The organism is Deinococcus wulumuqiensis R12 (assembly GCF_011067105.1).
GTDB lineage: Bacteria > Deinococcota > Deinococci > Deinococcales > Deinococcaceae > Deinococcus > Deinococcus wulumuqiensis.
Map to the genome: position 1 here is coordinate 113729 of NZ_CP049358.1, position 16909 is coordinate 130637.

The 16909-nt window shown below is 66.5% G+C and carries 16 protein-coding genes; 7 read left to right on the forward strand and 9 right to left on the reverse strand.

All coding sequences use genetic code 11. From position 1 onward, the window contains the following. Positions 1-412: 412 nt before the first annotated feature. From phoU to pstS, 5 genes are all read right to left on the reverse strand, one after another. A complete protein-coding gene (gene phoU, locus G6R31_RS14390) occupies positions 413-1099 on the reverse strand; it encodes a phosphate signaling complex protein PhoU (protein WP_017871464.1) in 687 nt (228 codons plus the stop codon). Continuing rightward, positions 1096-1860, reverse strand: a complete 765-nt coding sequence (gene pstB, locus G6R31_RS14395; RefSeq protein WP_017871465.1) for a phosphate ABC transporter ATP-binding protein PstB — start codon at positions 1858-1860, stop codon at positions 1096-1098. The genes phoU and pstB overlap by 4 nt, the downstream gene beginning before the upstream one ends. A 66-nt stretch (positions 1861-1926) precedes the next feature. Next, complete coding sequence (gene pstA / locus G6R31_RS14400; RefSeq protein WP_029732711.1) at positions 1927-2790, reverse strand: phosphate ABC transporter permease PstA; 864 nt, start codon at positions 2788-2790, stop codon at positions 1927-1929. A gap of 5 nt (positions 2791-2795) precedes the next feature. Continuing rightward, a complete protein-coding gene (pstC, locus tag G6R31_RS14405) occupies positions 2796-3815 on the reverse strand; it encodes a phosphate ABC transporter permease subunit PstC (RefSeq protein ID WP_017871467.1) in 1020 nt (339 codons plus the stop codon). Between the two features lie 259 nt (positions 3816-4074). Further along, positions 4075-5094 carry a phosphate ABC transporter substrate-binding protein PstS gene (pstS, locus tag G6R31_RS14410; RefSeq protein ID WP_017871468.1) on the reverse strand — a complete coding sequence of 340 codons (1020 nt, stop codon included), beginning with the start codon at positions 5092-5094 and terminating at the stop codon, positions 4075-4077. Between the two features lie 391 nt (positions 5095-5485). Here pstS and G6R31_RS14415 point away from each other — a divergent pair, with 391 nt between their 5' ends. After that, a complete protein-coding gene (locus tag G6R31_RS14415) occupies positions 5486-5773 on the forward strand; it encodes a metal-sensitive transcriptional regulator (RefSeq protein ID WP_017871469.1) in 288 nt (95 codons plus the stop codon). Positions 5774-5797: 24 nt separating this feature from the next. Here the strand turns inward: G6R31_RS14415 and G6R31_RS14420 are convergent, their stop codons facing one another. After that, positions 5798-6790: a tyrosine-type recombinase/integrase gene (locus G6R31_RS14420; protein ID WP_025567064.1), complete on the reverse strand. Its 993-nt coding sequence runs from the start codon at positions 6788-6790 to the stop codon at positions 5798-5800. A 110-nt stretch (positions 6791-6900) separates the two neighbouring features. On the opposite strand from G6R31_RS14420, the gene G6R31_RS14425 reads away from it, so the two are divergent. After that, a complete protein-coding gene (locus G6R31_RS14425; RefSeq protein WP_017871471.1) occupies positions 6901-7941 on the forward strand; it encodes an SIS domain-containing protein in 1041 nt (346 codons plus the stop codon). 198 nt (positions 7942-8139) lie between these two features. On the opposite strand, the gene G6R31_RS14430 is transcribed toward G6R31_RS14425, so the two are convergent. Together G6R31_RS14430 and G6R31_RS14435 are read right to left on the reverse strand one after the other, a co-directional pair. Further along, the gene (locus G6R31_RS14430) at positions 8140-8820 is read right to left on the reverse strand and encodes a DedA family protein (RefSeq protein WP_017871472.1); all 681 of its coding nucleotides are present in this window, start codon (positions 8818-8820) and stop codon (positions 8140-8142) included. 73 nt (positions 8821-8893) lie between these two features. Next, positions 8894-9643, reverse strand: coding sequence for an IclR family transcriptional regulator (locus G6R31_RS14435; protein WP_017871473.1), 750 nt, complete (start codon positions 9641-9643; stop codon positions 8894-8896). Positions 9644-9778: 135 nt separating this feature from the next. Here G6R31_RS14435 and hutU point away from each other — a divergent pair, with 135 nt between their 5' ends. After that, entirely contained in the window at positions 9779-11455 is a 1677-nt protein-coding gene (gene hutU / locus G6R31_RS14440) for a urocanate hydratase (RefSeq protein WP_017871474.1), read from the forward strand. Positions 11456-11479: 24 nt separating this feature from the next. Here the strand turns inward: hutU and G6R31_RS14445 are convergent, their stop codons facing one another. Further along, positions 11480-12037, reverse strand: a complete 558-nt coding sequence (locus G6R31_RS14445; RefSeq protein WP_025567061.1) for a Uma2 family endonuclease — start codon at positions 12035-12037, stop codon at positions 11480-11482. Between the two features lie 33 nt (positions 12038-12070). Between G6R31_RS14445 and G6R31_RS14450 the strand changes: the two genes are divergently transcribed. The 4 genes from G6R31_RS14450 (at position 12071) to G6R31_RS14470 (ending at position 16743) form a co-directional block, all read left to right on the forward strand. Further along, positions 12071-12985 carry an agmatinase gene (locus G6R31_RS14450; RefSeq protein ID WP_017871476.1) on the forward strand — a complete coding sequence of 305 codons (915 nt, stop codon included), beginning with the start codon at positions 12071-12073 and terminating at the stop codon, positions 12983-12985. Continuing rightward, complete coding sequence (hutI, locus tag G6R31_RS14455) at positions 12978-14177, forward strand: imidazolonepropionase (RefSeq protein WP_017871477.1); 1200 nt, start codon at positions 12978-12980, stop codon at positions 14175-14177. The genes G6R31_RS14450 and hutI overlap by 8 nt, the downstream gene beginning before the upstream one ends. Then, positions 14174-15748 carry a histidine ammonia-lyase gene (hutH, locus tag G6R31_RS14460; RefSeq protein WP_017871478.1) on the forward strand — a complete coding sequence of 525 codons (1575 nt, stop codon included), beginning with the start codon at positions 14174-14176 and terminating at the stop codon, positions 15746-15748. The genes hutI and hutH overlap by 4 nt, the downstream gene beginning before the upstream one ends. 28 nt (positions 15749-15776) lie before the next feature. Beyond that, positions 15777-16743 (forward strand): IS630 family transposase gene (locus tag G6R31_RS14470; RefSeq protein WP_380026110.1). Its coding sequence is split into 2 segments (ribosomal slippage): positions 15777-16127 and positions 16129-16743, totalling 966 coding nucleotides; the frame shifts between segments, so codons are not numbered across the junction. The last annotated feature ends 166 nt before the right edge of the window (positions 16744-16909 follow it).

The following is a 16909-nucleotide window of genomic DNA, read 5'->3' on the forward strand; positions in this document are numbered from 1 at the left end:
CGGGGGACGCTGCATTTGACATCACGAGATTCTGGGAAAGCACGGAAAGCTCTCTCCTTCCCGTGTCACGTACTTTTTTCTTCGATCCTCGTTTCTCTCGGTTCGACCTGTTCGGAACCATGACGACCTCCTTCACTCGCAGGAATCCTATACCCCCCCAGGGTATAGAGTCAAGGGCCAGAGAAGGCGTGTCCTCTCTCTCATACGGATTCCGCTTAATTCCTGCACAGTCGGGAAAGCGCCGCCTGTGCATCCATATCGCGGAATCCGTATTTCTTCCTACTCGCATCCGCTCGGATTGAATCCAGAAATCTGCTGGATTCAATCGGAATCCGTATCAAAGGGGGAACAAAGGCAAACCCCTTTCCCGGCTTCAAAGTGCGGGAAAGGGGCGGCGTGGGGGACGCGGGGTTCAGGCAGGCAGGTCACTCGGCGCGGGGCGGACGCACAGGCGCTGGGTGCGCTGCGCCACGTTGACGAGGTGGTCGCCCAGGCGCTCGGCGGCCCGCCAGGCGTGGCTGGCTTCCAGGACCTCGGCCAGCGCGTCCCGGTCGTCCTTTGTAGCAGCGTTGCGGTCGGTCAGCACCTGTTGCACGGCGCGGTCGTACAGGGCGTCCACCTCGTCGTCGAGACGCAGCACGTCGCGGGCCAGGTCCACGTTCATGGGGGCGGAAGCCGCGCGGAGGGTGGTCGTCATTTGCAGCAGCAGCGCCAGGGCCTGCGCGAACTCGCTGGGCCGCCCTTCGCTTCTGGCGAGCAGCGCGGGCAGGCGGCGGGCCATATGCTTGGCGTAGTCCCCGGCGCGTTCGAGGTCAGGCGTGCTTTGCAAAATCAGCAGCGTGAGCTTGAGGTCATGGGCCACCGGCGACTGCCGGGCGAGCAGGTGCAGCGCTTCGTCCTCGATGCGGGCGTTGGCGGCGTCGACTTCACGGTCGAGCCGCTCCACTTCCTCGCGCACCGCGCCATCGCCCTTCTCCAGCGCCGCTTGCAGCGCCCGCAGTTGCCCGGCCAGGGTGTCCTGCATCAGGAGGAAGTCGGCGGTCATGCGCTCCAGTTGCGCGTCGAGCCGGGCGCGGCCCGTGGGGGCACCGGCGGTCATCCGAACCGCCCCGACACGTAGGCCTCGGTGCGCTCGTCACGCGGGTTGGTGAACACCTGATCGGTGGCGCCGTGCTCCACGAGGTCGCCCACCAGGAAGAAGCTGGTGGTATCGCTCACACGGGCCGCCTGGTGCATGTTGTGGGTCACGATGATGATGGTGGTGACCTTTTTCAGTTCGCCCATCAGGTCCTCGATCTTGGCGGTGCTGGCGGGGTCGAGGGCCGAGGTCGGCTCGTCCATCAGCAGGATTTCGGGTTCCACGGCGAGCGCCCGGGCGATGCACAGACGCTGCTGCTGCCCGCCGGAGAGGCCGGTGGCCGGGGTATTCAGGCGGTCTTTCACTTCGTCCCACAGCGCCGCGCCGCGCAGAGAGCGCTCGGCCACCTGCATCAGATGGTCGCGGTTGCGCACGCCCGCGAGCTTGAGGCCCGACACCACGTTGTCGAACACGCTCATGGTCGGGAAGGGGTTGGGCTTCTGAAACACCATTCCCACGCGGCGGCGCATGGCGACCGGGTCCACGCCGGGGCTGTAGATGTCCTGCCCGTCGAGCAGGATGCTGCCGGTCACGCGGGCGCCGGGGGTCAGGTCGTGCATGCGGTTGATCGCTCGCAGGAAGGTGGTCTTGCCGCAGCCCGACGGCCCGATGAAGGCGTTGACGGTTCCGGGGCGCACGTCCAGATTCACGTTCTTGACGGCCTGTTTGTCGCCGTAGTAGATGCTCACGTCTTTGGCACTCAGCAAAAAGGGACTGGTCATGAAAACACTCCTTGAATACGGAAGGCTGGGGACCGGAAAAGGCAGGCGCCGCGTTCCCGAACAGATTTATTTCTGGCGACCGAACCGGCGGGCGAGCATGCTGGTGAGGAAAATCATCAGGATCAGCAGCAGCGCCCCCGCTTTCGCCATGCGCTGGTTTTCGTCGTAGGCCGAGGTCGCGCCCCGGTAGATTTCCAGCGGCAGGGCGCTCATGGGTTTGGTGGGGTCCAGGTTGACGAGGTTATTGCCGAAGGCCGTGAACAGCAGCGGCGCGGCTTCCCCGGCGACGCGGGCGAGCGCCAGCATCACGCCGGTGATGATGCCCCCGGCGGCGGCGGGCAGCACGATTTTCATGGTCACCAGCCACTTGGGCAGGCCCAGACCGACCCCCGCCTCACGCACCGTCATGGGCACCAGCTTGAGCACTTCCTCGGTGGTGCGCACCACGATGGGAATCATCAGGAAGCCGAGCGCGAGCGCCCCCGCCAGACCGCTGAAGCGGCCCATCGTCAGCACCATCAGGCCGTAGGCGACCAGACCCATCACGATGGCGGGAATCCCGGCCAGCACGTCACTGAGCATGCGGATGGTGGGCATCAGCGGGTGGCGCGGGTACTCCGAGAGGAAAATGCCGCCTGCCACGCCTACCGTCACGCCGATGACCGAGGCCATCGCCAGCATTTCCAGGCTGCCGAGGATGGCGTTGAGCAGGCCGCCGCCCTTCTCGCCTTCCGGCGCGGGCACCTTGGTAAAGAAGTCGGCGTTGAGCGCACTGACGCCCTCTTTGAGCAGGTAGGCGAAAATCAGGATCAGAGGCGCCACCACGACGGCGGTGGCGAGCACGATCAGCCCGCCCATGAGCAGGTTGGTGGTTTTGCGGGCCGGGCTGAGGCCCGCCGGGGTCACGGTGTTGGTCGCGGCTTTGGTCATGCTGCTCACTGCTGAATCCCCTTCGGCGTCAGGCGGGTGATGATGAGGCGGGCCACGTAGTTGACCAGCACGCTGAGGAAAAACAGCGTCAGGCCGAGCGTCACCACGCTGGAGCGGTGCAGGGTCTCCTGCGCGTCACCGAACTGGTTGGCGATGACCGAAGCCATGGTGCTCGCGTTGCCCCAGAAGCTCTTGACGATTTCCTGGCTGTCGCCGATCACCATCGCCACCGCCAGCGTTTCCCCAAGCGCCCGGCCCAGCGCCAGAATCACGCCGCCCATGATGCCGGCGCGGGCGTAGGGCAAGATGGCGCGGGAAATCACTTCCCACTTGGTCGCGCCGAGCGCGTACATCGCTTCGCGCTGGTCGGCAGGCACCAGCCGGATCACGTCACGCGCCACCGACGCGGTGTAGGGCAAAATCATGACGGTCAGGATGATGATGGCGAGCGCCAGCCCGCGCCCCGCGCCGCTGCTGGGCGTGAAAAAGCACTGGAGGTTGGTCTGGTTGTTGGCCCACAGTTCGGCGCACCGGGTGTAGGTGGCAAAGCGCTCGGGGTACAGTTCGGGGTTGAAGAAGGTGGTCTGCCACTTGGCGAGCAGCGGCGCGATGACGAACAGCGCCCACAGCCCGTACACCACGCTCGGCACGGCGGCCAGCAGTTCGATGAGGTAGCCCACCGGGTTGGCGAGCCACTTGGGGGCGTACTCGGCCACGAACAGCGCGCTGGCGATGGCGAGCGGCACGCTGATGACCAGCGCGGCGAGACTGGTCAGCAGCGTGCCCAGAATCATGGACGCGGCGCCGTAGGTGCCTTCCACCGGGTTCCAGGTGCGCTGGGTAAAGAAGCTCAGGCCGAACTTCTGGAGCGCGGGCCACGACTCCTTGGCGAGCTGGTAGATGCTGAGCACGAAGATCAGCGCGATGATCGACGCGAGCAGCAGAATCACGATCTCGAAAACCCGGTCGCTGCGGCTCGACAGCCGACTGGGAATGCTGGGCGGAGACTTGACAGGTTGGGTCATGGTGGGAAAGCACCTCCAGAGGTGTACGACAGTCAACAAGGCAAAAGTCAGCCCGGCGTCAGGGCCTTACTTCGGGCCAGGGTCAGGGCGCGCCTGGAAGGACCACCCGGTCAGCCCGGTGTCATGCGGGGCAAGAAGAAAGGAGGCGGCTTCTCTTCGGAAACCACCTCCCGGCCCTGGGGCCACTGGGTCGTACTGGGAAACGTACTAGGAAACTGGGAGCAGCGCGGCGTCGGCGTCTGCTCCACAGTGGTCACATTCAGAACTTCTTGCCGCCGTAGGTCATCGAGTTGATGACGGTCTTGGCCTTGGCCGCCACGTTGGCGGGGAGCTTGGCGTAGTCCAGAGGCTCGTTGTACTGCTGCCCGGTGGTCACCATCCAGGTGAGCAGGTTCTTGAGCGCCTTGGCCTGGGCTTCGGTGCGGTTGCCGTACTTCTGCTCTTTGTAGAAGATCAGGTAGGTGAAGCTGGCGATGGGGTAGGCGTTCGCGTTGGCGCTGTTGGTGAGGCTCACGCGGGTGTCGGCGGGAATCACGACGCCCAGGGCCGCGTTGCTGGCGGGGCCGTTGTCGGCCAGGATGAACTTGCCCGCACGGTTTTTCACGGCGCCGAAGGCGAGTTTGTTCTGCTTGGCGTACACCAGTTCCACGTAGCCGATGGCGCCGGGGGTGCCCTTCACGACGCCCGCAACGCCGTCGTTGCCCTTGGCGCCGGTGCCGACGGGCCACTGCAGGGAGTTGCCGGTGCCGACCTTGCTCTTCCACTCACTGCTGACCTTGCTCAGGTAGTCGGAGAAGACGTAGGTGGTGCCCGAGCCGTCGCTGCGGCGGGCCACGGTGATGGGCAGCGGGGGAATGGTCACGCCGGGGTTGAGCTTCTTGATGGCGGGGTCACCCCAGGTCTTGATCTTGCCGAGGTAGATGTTCGCCAGGGTGGGGCCGTCGAAGTTCAGGGGCTTGCTCACGCCGGGCAGGTTGTAGGCGGGCACCACGGCGCCGATGGCGGTGGGCACGTGCAGCAGGGTGCCGGGGGCGTCCTTCATCTGCTCGTTGGTCATGGGGTTGTCGCTGCCGGCAAAGTCCACGGTGCGCTCCAGAATCTGCTTCTGGCCGCTGCCCGAACCCACCGACTGGTAGTTCACGTTGTTGGCCTTGTACTGGCTGAACATCTTGGAGTACAGGGGGTAGGGGAAGCTCGCGCCCGCGCCGGTGATGGCGCCCTGGGCGGCGGCAGTGCTGATCGTCAAAAGGGCGCTCAGGCCCAGCAGGGTCTTTTTCATACGCCGCCGAGTGTGCCGGGGCTTTGTCAGCAGTGAGTCAGCCTCCCTGACGGCCAGCTGACAGGCCCGCCGCCACCCTCAGCGCGGCCTGTTCTTTCCGGTCATACGGGCCTGGACTCTACTCCGCACATCCGGGAAAAGCACCCGAATGCGCTCCGCGTCGCCCAGGCCCGTATTTTCTCTTGCTCACTCCGTTCGGAAAAATAGTTAGCATGCGCAAACTATTTTTCAGAGCGGCATAAGAACAGCGCACGCTCTCCCCCTTCGTGACCTGCGCAGTTGCAGACAGGGGCGTTTGCGACGACCATAGAATCAGCAAAAGGGAACGGGGGGCAGGCACGGGCGCCCCGGCCTCCCTCAAACGACGTTCCCGTGCGCTGGAGACCCCCCGATGACGACCGAAGCTGTTCCCCTGCCCGCCCTGCCCCTCGGCCCCGAGGAAGAAAAACTGCTCAAGAGGCTGCGCCGCATCGAAGGCCAGGTGCGCGGCATTCAGAAGATGGTCGAAGAGGGCCGCGAATGCCACGACATCCTGACGCAGTTCGCGGCTGTGCGCAGCGCCCTGGACACGGCGGGCGAAGGGCTGCTGGAGCAGTACGCCCTGGGCTGCCGCGCCCGTCCCGGCGAAGCGGTGACGCCGTCGGACGTGGTGCGGGCGGTCAAGCTGCTGCGGCGCTGAGCTTCCGAACAGGCTCCCAGCGGCCTACCAGCCGCTCAGGTCTTCTTTGAGGTCGTCGGCGGCGAGCTGCGCGTAGCCCCGGCGGGTGGTGTCCACGCTCTCGTGGCCGAGGTGGGCGGCGACCCGGCCGAAATCCTTGATCTGGCGCAGCAGCTTGGTTCCGGCGTACTTGCGACCCGGATGAAAGCCGCGAAACTGCACGCCCGCCGCCTTGAACGCCTTTTCGATGTGGTAACGGGCGGTCATCACGCTGGCGTAGCGGAAGACGCGCTCGGGCGGGGTGGTGCGGTGTCCGGTGTCGTGCTCGGGGCCGCCGGGCGCAAACTGGGCGCGGTAGGCGCGGGCGGCGCGGCCCAGGCTGCTGCTCATGGCGACGATGCGCGACTTGCGCCCCTTGCCGCTGCGGACGTGGATGCGACGGGCGCTTTCGTCGAGGTCCTGCCACTCCAGCGCGAGCGCCTCGCTGATGCGCAGCCCGGCGTGGGCGGTCAGGAACAGCAGGAACTTGGCCTGCACGTCGGCCTGCTCCACCACGTCGGCGATGTCGTCCTCGCTGTAGGGCGGGCGCTTGACGATGCCGGGGGTGCGGTCTTTGGGCACCTTCACGTCGCGGAAAGGGTCGGCCTCGGTGGCCCCCGCCCAGCGCAGGGCGCGGTACAGGCAGCCCGCCGCCGCCACCTTGAGCTGCACCCCCGCCGGGGCGCGGCCCGCCGCGAGCATGGCGTTGACGTACCCCTGCGCGTCGTGGCGTCCGGGCCGCAGCAGGTTGACCGCCTGCTCGGTCGCGTAGGCCACGAACTGCCGCACGCCGAGTGCATACGCCTCCACCGTGCGCGGGCTGCTCAGGACACCGCTCCCTCCCTGGTGGCCGAGGTAGGCGACCGAGAGCGACACGAGGGCGGCCACGTCCTTTTCACCCGCGGCCCGGACCGCCCGGCGGCGCAGTTCCTCATCGTGCAGGTTGGTCCACTCGCGGGTTTGCGAAAGCAGGCTGCCTTGGTACTGGACAAGTGTCATGACGTGCCCAGCAAGATAGCGGGCGAGCATGAGGGCGGCCCGGTGACTCCCCAGAGTGCTGCCCCCTTGCAGTGCCGACCCCATAAAGTACGGTCCCATAAAGTACGGTCATGACCTCCGAAGGCCACAACGAACCCCTGATGCTGCGCGAGACCCGCGAGGCGCCTCACGTCGTCCGGCGGCTGCTCACCGAGAACCGGGAGGCGGTGGCCCGGCTCGCCGCCGCGATTCGTGGGCGGCGCCCGGCCTACGCCGTGACCATCGCGCGGGGCAGCAGCGACCATGCCTGCACGGTGCTCAAGTACGTGCTGGAGACGCAGCTCTCGCTCCCGGTCGCCTCGCTGGGGCCGAGCGTGCATACCCTTTACGGAGCGCGGCTGGACCTCGCCGGGGCGCTGGTGATTGCCGTGTCGCAAAGCGGCGCGAGTCCCGACGTGGTGGAAAACGTGCGGGCAGCGCGGGAAACTGGGGCGCTGACCGTCGCGCTGGTCAACGTCGAAGGCAGCCCGCTGGCGGAGGCCGCCGAGTTCGTCCTGCCGCTGCGCTGCGGCCCCGAACAGGCGGTGGCGGCGACGAAAAGCTACCTGGCGAGCCTGTGCGCCCTGTTGCCGGTGGTGGCCGAGCTGACCGGGGACGAGGCGCTGGGAGACGCCCTGAACGCGCTTCCCGAGCGGCTGACCCGCACGCTGGAGCTGGAAGGACAGGCCCGCGAACTGGCGGAGCGCTACCGCTTTGCCGACAACCTGCTGGTTCTGGCGCGGGGGTACCACTACGGCGCCGCGCAGGAAGCCGCGCTCAAGCTCAAGGAAACCTGCGGCATCCACGCCGAGGCCTACAGCGCCGCCGAGTTCAGCCACGGCCCCAAACGCCTGCTGGCCGAGGGGCTGCCGCTGCTGGGCTTCGCGTCTGCCGACGCCGCCTGGGACGCGACCCGGCAGGCCTACGACGACCTGCGGGCGGCAGGCGCCGACCTGCGACTGCTCGGGCCGCAAGCGGGCGCCGACCTCCCCACGCCGACCGGGGGCCACCCCCTGACCGACCCGGTGACGAGCACGCTGGCCTTTTACCTCTTCGCGGCCCACCTCGCGCTCGGACGCGGCCTGGACCCCGACCAGCCGCCGCTGCTGAGCAAGGTGACGAAGACCCGGTAAACATAGGGAGCCTTCCCCGGAGAAGGAAGCTTTAGAGCATTTGACAAAAAGACGCAATGTCGTTTTGGCGAGCGGACTGGGACAGCTCGCAGAGAGCGAGTGCAAAACACGGAGCAGGGCGGACTTGCAAAGCTGCGCAGCAGAGAATGGAGTGATGCGGGGTGCCGTTCCGCGCATCACGTAATTCGGAGAACTGCTCTAGCGAGTGTTACCGGGCGTCTCGGCTTCGGCTGTTCTGGTGAGTTCGGTGGGACCCGCGAACAGCTCCTCTGCCGGAGTCCGGGGGGCTTTTTGGCGCTGCCACCACCAGCGGCCCAGGGTGGCGAGCAGCAGCAGCGGTACGGCGTAGAGCAGGATTTCGCGGCCCCAGCGTTCGAGCTGCGGCAGGATGACCGGGCCGAATTTCCACAGCAGGTACTGCCACACGCCGACGTGAATCAGGGCGCCGACCAGACTGTAGGCGACGTACGGTAGCAGCGGATACTGGACGATGCCCGACACCAGCGTGACCGGCGTGCGCAGGCTGCCCACCGTGCGGCTGACCACGATCAGCGGCCCGCCCCAGCGCCGCAGCAGCCCGGTGACGCGCTCGCCCTGCAAGCGTCCCAGCCAGCGCGGGGGCAACCAGCGCTGGCCCCAGCGCCCCGCCGCGTACCCGAGCAGGCTGCCCAGCCAGTTGCCCAGCGTGCCCCAGAAAATCGCCGCCGCCAGGGTGGTGTGTCCGGCGTCGATCTCGGCCACCTGCGCGATCATGGGCAGGGCGCCCGGCACCCCCGGCACCCCCGCGCCCTCCAGCAGCATCAGGAAAAAGGTGACGAAATGCAGCAGCGTGGGGTCGAGGCTCGAAAGCCACAGGCGAAGGTCGAACGGTTCAGTCATTCCTGGCTGTCAGTGTCCGGCAGCGCGGGGGCGCGGTCAATGCGGTTTGCTGACGAAACGCTTACCGTTGCCCCTACGGAAAGGAGCGTGCGCCCAGCGCCCACGCCACCTCGTCCGCCGCGTCGCGCAGCCGCCGCACCAGCGCGTCACGTTCGCGCAGCCGCGAGGTGGGCAGACTGACGCCCAGCGCGGCCAGCACTTCCCCGTCGCCACCCCGCAGCGGCACGGCGAGACTGCTCGTTCCCTCGGCCCACTCGTCGCGGGTCACGGCCAGTCGCTCAGCGCGGATGCGCGGGGCCTGCTCTGCCCAGGCTTCGGCGCAGGTGTGCGCGGTAAACAGGGGCGCTCCCGGCAAAGGCAGCCCGGCCAGGGCGTAGAGCAGCTTGCCGCTCGCCGTCGCGTGGGGCGGCAGCTCGAAGCGGGTCTCCCCTTCCACCACTGCCCCACCGGGTCCTGACCCGCCCCGGCCCTGCACGCTGCGGGCGATGCAGATGACCTGTTCCCCCTGAAGCACCGAGACGAACGCCAGCAGATGTGTGCCCCGCGCCAGCCGCTCCATTTCTGCGTGGGCCAGCGAGTACCACGGCAGCGAGCCGTAGAGCGCCGAACTGAGTTTGAGCAGCCGCCAGCCCAGCCGGTAGCGGCCCCGCCCGGAGCGAATCAGGAGGCCGCTCTGCGCCAGCGTGCCGAGTTGCTCGTGCAGCGTGGAGGTCGGCAGGTCGAGGTGCCGCGCGAGGTCCGACAGGCTCCACTGGGTGTGGTCGGCGTCGAAGCATTCCAGCACCCGCACGGCCTGTTCGACGGTGGCGAGGGTGCGCGGCATGGAAGCAGCATAAGTGTTTTCCGGCTATCGCGGAAAGTCGGCTTGTGGGGCCGGGCCGCTGCGGTGACGATAGGGCCACCAAAAACACCCGGCCAGCACCGACCCGTCAGCTCCCGCTGGCCCTGGAGGATTGTCATGACCCCAAGTGAACCCCGTACCGTCCGCGCCCCCCGTGGCCCCGTCAAGACCGCCAAAGGCTGGATTCAGGAAGCCGCCAAGCGCATGCTGATGAACAACCTCGACCCCGAGGTGGCCGAGCACCCCGAAGCGTTGGTCGTGTACGGCGGACGCGGCAAGGCGGCCCGCACCTGGGAAGCCTTCGACAAAATCGTGGAAACGCTCGACCGCCTGGAAAACGACGAGACGTTGCTGGTTCAGAGCGGCAAACCCGTGGCGGTGCTCAGGACGAACGAATGGGCACCGCGCGTGCTCATCGCCAACTCCAACCTCGTGCCGCACTGGGCGAACTGGGAGACCTTCGACAAGCTCGATCAGGCGGGCCTGATGATGTACGGCCAGATGACCGCCGGAAGCTGGATTTACATCGGCACGCAGGGCATCTTGCAGGGCACCTACGAGACGTTCGCGGGCGCGGCCAAGAAGCACTTCGGCGGGACGCTGAAGCACACGATTACCGTCACCGCCGGGCTGGGCGGCATGGGCGGCGCGCAGCCGCTGGCGGTCAAGCTGGCGGGCGGCGTGAGCATCAACATCGAGCTCGACCCGACCCGCATTCAGAAGCGCCTGGAAACCCGCTATCTGGATGAAGTGGCGGGCAGCCTGGAGGACGCGATTGCCCGCGCCGAGGGGTACAAGGCGCAGGGCGTGGCCCGCTCCATCGGCGTGCAGGGGAACGCGGCGGAACTGGTGCCGAGGCTCGTCGAAATGAACTGGACGCCCGACCTGCTCACCGACCAGACCAGCGCCCATGACCCGATGTGGGGCTACATCCCCCCCGTGACTGCCGACGAGGACGCGAACAAGCTGCGTTCCGAGCACGCCGAGGAGTACCGCCGCCGCGCCTACGACGCGATGGCCGCGCACGTCCGCGCCATGCTGGAACTGCAAAAGCGCGGGGCCGTCACCTTCGACTACGGCAACAACCTGCGCCAGCGGGCCTTCGAGGCGGGCGTGCAGGACGCTTTCGACTACCCCGGCTTCGTGCCCGCCTTTATCCGCGACTCGTTTTGCGAGGGACGCGGCCCCTTCCGCTGGGTGGCCCTTTCCGGCGACCCGGAGGACATCCGCGCCACCGACCGGGCGCTGCTGGAACTGTTCCCCAACGACGAGCGGCTGCAAAACTGGCTGACCTACGCCGCCGACCAGATCGCCTTCCAGGGCCTCCCCGCCCGCATCTGCTGGCTGGGCTACAGGGAGCGCGACCAGGCCGCGCGGCTGTTCAACGACATGGTGAAAGATGGCCGGGTCAAGGCCCCCATCGTCATCGGACGCGACCACCTCGACGCGGGCAGTGTCGCCAGCCCCTACCGCGAGACGGAAGCGATGAAGGACGGCTCGGATGCCGTCAGCGACTGGCCGCTGCTGAATTTCGGCGTGGGCATCGCCTCGGGTGCCTCATGGATGAGTTTCCACCACGGCGGCGGCGTGGGCCTGGGCTTCTCGCAGCACTCGGGGCTGGTCATCGTGGCCGACGGCACCGACGAAGCCGCGCAGAAGCTCTCGCGGGCGCTGACCAACGACCCCGGCATGGGCGTCATTCGCCACGCCGACGCGGGCTACGACCACGCGCTGAACGTGGCGCGGGAACGCGGGATCGACCTGCCGAGTCTGGGGATTGAGGACAAGGACTGAACCGTGACCGCTGGAGCAAGGGCGTCAGTCGCCAAGAACCCCGTCGTACACGTCACTCAGGCTCAGCCGGGTGCCGAGGCAGGGAATGTCGATGGCCCCTTCTCCAGCGACCTCATGCAGCGTCCATTCGTTCCCCTCGCGCTGGTAGGCGTAGATGCGGCGCTCGTTCTGCTCGACGATCAGGTAGGTCTGCAACGTCGGAATGCCTGTGTACATCGCGTATTTGCCCACCCGGTCAGTGCTGGCGCTGCTGGGCGACAGGACTTCGACGAGCAGGCAGGGGGCCGTCTCGAAATAGGTCTGGAACGTGTCGCCGCAGGCCAGCATCACGTCGGGGTAGAACATGGCGTTGCCGACCTGAAGCCGCATCTCACCCATGTGAAGGCGGCAGCCCTGGCGTCTGGCCTCGCGGAACAGCGAACCGGCGATGTTCATTCCAATCTGCGAATGCCCCTGGCTCACCCCGGCCGGCGCGTGCAACGCGTACACGAAGCCCGCCACGAACTCCCGCTTGAACGGGCTGAGTTCTTCCGTCCGCAGATATTCGTCCATGCTCATCGCATTGAAGGCAGGCTCCGTCATGCCCTTATGGTAGCGGCCTGAGAGGAACTCCCCATGACCCACCCCACCCACCTGACCTACTCCGGCATTCCCACCTTCGCCCGCGCCCCACTGGTCGACCCTTTCGGCGACTGGCGCAGTGACGTGGCCGTGCTGGGCGTGCCCTTCGACATCGCCCTGGGCTTCCGGCCCGGTGCCCGTTTCGCGCCGCGTGCCCTGCGGGAAGCGTCCCTGCGGAGCGTGCCCCCATTCACTGGGCTTGACGGCAGAACCCGCCTCGCGGGCGTGACCTTTGCCGATGCCAGCGACGTGATTCTGCCCAGCCTGGAACCCGAACTGGCGCACGAGCGCACCACCGAGGCGGCCCGAGCCGTGCGCCAGCGCTGCAAAGTCCCCGTGTTCCTGGGCGGCGACCACTCGGTGAGTTATCCGCTGCTGCGGGCCTTTGCCGACGTGCCCGACCTCCACATCGTGCAACTGGACGCCCACCTGGATTTCACCGACGTTCGCAACGACACGCGCTGGAGCAATTCCAGCCCCTTCCGCCGGGCGTGCGAGGCCCTGCCCAACCTGAAGCACATCACCACCGTGGGTCTGCGCGGGCTGCGCTTCGACCCCGAAGCGGTGGCGGCGGCGCGGGCACGCGGGCACACCCTCATTCCGATGGAGGACGTGACCGCCGACCTGAACGCCGTGCTGGAGCGGCTGCCCCAGGGCAAGAACGTCTACTTTTCCGTCGATGTGGACGGCTTCGACCCCGCCGTCATTCCCGGCACGTCCAGCCCCGAACCCGACGGCCTGACCTACGCGCAGGGCATGAAAATTCTGGCGGCGGCAGCGGCAAAAAATAACATTGTCGGCATGGACGTGGTCGAACTCGCGCCGGGCCTCGACCCGACGGGCCGCAGCGAACTCCTGATGGCGCGACTGATGATGGAGACGTTGTGCGAGGTGTTCGACCATGTCTGAGACGCTGTTTACCGGGATTTCCCAGCTCGTCACCCCCCGCCCCGGCCCGCAGCGCGGCGCGGCGATGCGTGAGCTGAACATGACCGAGGACGCTGCTCTGCTGGTGAAAGACGGCGTGACTCACTGGGTCGGCCCCGCTGCTCAGGCTCCTACCGCCGCCGAAACCGTTGACCTCGGCGGGCGGGCCGTGGTGCCGGGCCTGGTTGACCCCCACACCCACGCGGTCTGGGCGGGTGACCGGCTGGCCGACTGGGAAGCCAAGCTGAGCGGCGCGACCTACGAGGAGATTCTGGCGCGGGGCGGCGGCATCCGCTCGACCATGCGGGCCACGGCTGCCGCTGGCGTGGAAGAACTCGTCGCGCTGGCCCGCCCACGCCTCGCCGCGCTGCGGGCGTCCGGCGCGACCACCACCGAAGTCAAGAGCGGCTACGGCCTCGACTTCGACGCCGAGCTACGGATGCTGCGGGCCGTGCGCGAGTTGCAGGCCGAGTTCGAGCTGCGGCCCACCTTGCTCATTCACGTGCCGCCCACCGAGGGCCGCACCGCATACGTGCAGGGCGTCTGCGCCGACCTGATTCCGCAGGTGGCCCGTGAGGGGCTGGCGGAAGCGGTGGACGTGTTCACCGAGAAGGAAGCGTTCAGCGTGGAGGAAACGCGGCAGATCTTCGCGGCGGCGCGGACGCACGGCCTGCGGGTCAAGCTGCACGCCGACCAGTTCCACGCCATCGGCGGCACTGAGCTGGCGTGCGAGGTGGGGGCACTCAGCGTGGATCACCTCGAAGCGAGCACCGAAGCACAAATCCGCGCCCTGGCCGCGTCGGACACGGTGGCGACGATTCTGCCGGGGGTGACGCTACACCTGGGCCTGCCCGCCGCTCCGGGCCGGAAACTCATTGATGCAGGCGCGATTGTCGCCGTCGGCACCGACCTCAACCCCGGTTCCTCGCCCGTGTTCAGCACGCAACTGGCGCTTGCCCTCGCCATTCGCCTGTGCAAACTGACGCCCGCCGAAGCGCTCACCGCCTGCACCGTCAACGCGGCGCACGCGCTCGGCCTGCCTGACCGGGGCAGCCTGAGCGCAGGCCAGCGGGCCGATTTTCTGGTGCTGCACAGCCCCGACTGGCGCGACCTTCCCTACACCCTGGGCGCAAGTCCCGTGCAGGACGTGTTTCTTGCAGGAGTAAAGCTATGATTCTGGACAACCATCTCAGCCTGCCGCAGTTCATTCAGGTCGTCCGGCACGGCGAAAAAGTCGAACTTTCAGACGCCGCCCGCCAGCGCATTCAAACCGCCCGCGCCGTGATTAAAAACATCGTGGAGGGCGACGCGGCCATCTACGGCGTGAACACCGGCTTCGGCAAGTTCGAGAACGTGCAGATCGACCCCAGCCAGCTCGCGCAGCTTCAGTACAACCTGATCGTGTCGCACGCCATCGGGGTGGGCGAACCGCTGCCTGCCGAGGTGGTGCGCGGCATGCTCCTCTTGCGGGCGCAGTCGCTCTCGCTGGGGCATTCCGGCGTGCGCGTGGAAGTGGTCGAATTGCTGCTCTCACTCCTGAACGCCGGAGCGCATCCGGTCATTCCCGCGCAGGGCAGCGTGGGGGCGTCGGGCGACCTCGCGCCGCTGGCGCACCTCGCTCTGGGGCTGATCGGGCTGGGCGAAATCGAATATCAGGGTCAGGTGCGGCCCGCCGCCGACGTGCTGGGCGAACTGGGGCTGCGGCCCGTCACCTTGCAGGCGAAGGAAGGGCTGGCCCTCATCAACGGCACGCAGCTGATGGGCAGCCTGCTGGCGCTGGCGCTGCACGACGCAAAAACGCTGCTGGGCACGGCAAACCTGGCCGCCGCGATGACGGTGGAAGCCAAGTACGGCTCGCACCGGCCCTTTCAGAGCGACGTGGTGGGCCTGCGCCCGCACCCCGGCGCGGTGGAAGTCGCCCGCGAGCTGCGCGAGTTCCTGGCCGGGTCGGAGATTGCCCCCAGCCACCTGACCGGCGACGGCAAGGTGCAGGACGCCTACAGCCTGCGGGCCGTGCCCCAGGTACACGGGGCCACCTGGGACGCCATCGCCCAGGCCGAGCGCGTGCTGGCGGTGGAATTCGCGTCCGTCACCGACAATCCCCTGATTTTCCCGGAGACTGGCGAGGTCGTTTCGGGCGGCAACTTCCACGGGCAGCCGCTGGCCGTGACCATCGACGCGCTCAAGGTCGCGGTGGCCGAACTGGGCAGCATTTCCGAGCGCCGCACCGAGCAACTGCTCAACCCGGCGCTGAGCGGCCTGCCCGCGTTCCTGACACCGCAGGGAGGCCTGAACAGCGGCTTCATGATCGCGCAGTACACCTCGGCGGCGCTGGTGAGCGAGAACAAGGTGCTGGCCCACCCCGCCAGCGTGGACTCCATTCCCACCAGCGCCAACCAGGAAGACCATGTGAGCATGGGCGCACACGCGGCGCGGCAGCTGCGGGCCATCGTGCAGAACGTGCAAAACGTGCTGGCCATCGAGCTGATGTGCGCGGCGCAGGGGTTGGACTTCCAGAAGCTGCGGGCCGGGAAGGGCGTGCAGGCCGCCTACGAGTACATCCGTTCATTCGTGCCGCACCTGGAGCAGGACCGTTACTTCCGGCCGGAGGTGCTGCGCCTGCGGGAGGAAATCGCGTCTGGTGGGCTGCTGCGGGTGGCTCAGGCGGTGCCATTGGGGACGGTGACTCCGGCCAAGCTGGCCGACCGGGGAGAGAACGACCTGGACACGACTTCGCGGCACTGATACCTAGAGCATTTGACATAATCAAGACATGCGAAGGGTCGGGGGAGCAGGGTACGGGAACGATCTGCGGGAGCGCATTGTTGAGGCCAGGCATGCCGGGATGAGTACCCGTGAAGTGGCAGCGCGCTTTCAAGTTGGTGTGATCACGGTTCAGAAGTATCTCCGTAAAGAGAAGGCTGGGACACTCACTGAACGTATCCGTCCACCGGGCCGCCCCAGGAAGATGCAACCAGAACACGAAGAACAGCTCCTCAAGCAAGTTGAGGAGCGTCCAGACGACACTTTACAGGAGCATGCCGACAAGCTCTTTGAATGCACTGGTTTCAAAACGTCGTATCGCACCGTTGATCGCGTCTTCCGACGGCATGGGATCACCCATAAAAAAAACGCTGGTCGCCAGCGAGCGGAATGAGGAACTGCGAACGCAGTTCCAGGGCGATATTTCCGCTGTGCTTCCGACACCAGCAAAATTGGTTTTTTTGGACGAATGCGGCTTTAACACCGCGCTCACTCGTCTGTATGGCCGAGCGCCAAGTCATCAACGGGCAACAGGGCAGACTCCACGCAACTGGGGCAAAAATCAGACGCTGATTTGTGCACTCCAGGCGAGCGGTCCTTTTGCGCCGCTCGTTATTGAGGGTGCCGTAAACGGCACTATTTTCGAGTGGTACATCCGCGAAGTGTTGTGTCCAGCCCTGACCCCAGGGCAAGTGGTCGTGCTCGACAATCTCTCCGCGCATCATCGGGCCAGTGTGAAGCAACTGATTGAGGAGCGTGGGTGCACGCTCCTCTTCCTGCCGCCTTACAGCCCAGATTTCAATCCCATTGAGATGATGTTCTCCAAGCTCAAAGCCCTGATTCGTGCTGGTCAGTGGCGGGAAGTTCACCTTCTGATTGAGGCGATGGGTCTCGCCTTGTCTCAGGTGTCTCTCAAAGACATTTTTGGCTGGTTCACCCACGTATATCGCAGCATATCTTTCTGTCAAATGCTCTAGACAGCGTTTTTCTCAACCTGTCAGGTACTGAGTGGCTCCTGAGGTGGTGTGCAAACCAATTATCTCAGTGAGCCAATTTTTTGCCACACCTTTAGTTTAAAAACATATAATTGATTTATTTTACGCAGGAAGGCTTAACCCGAACTCACGTACTGGTAGCGGCGCG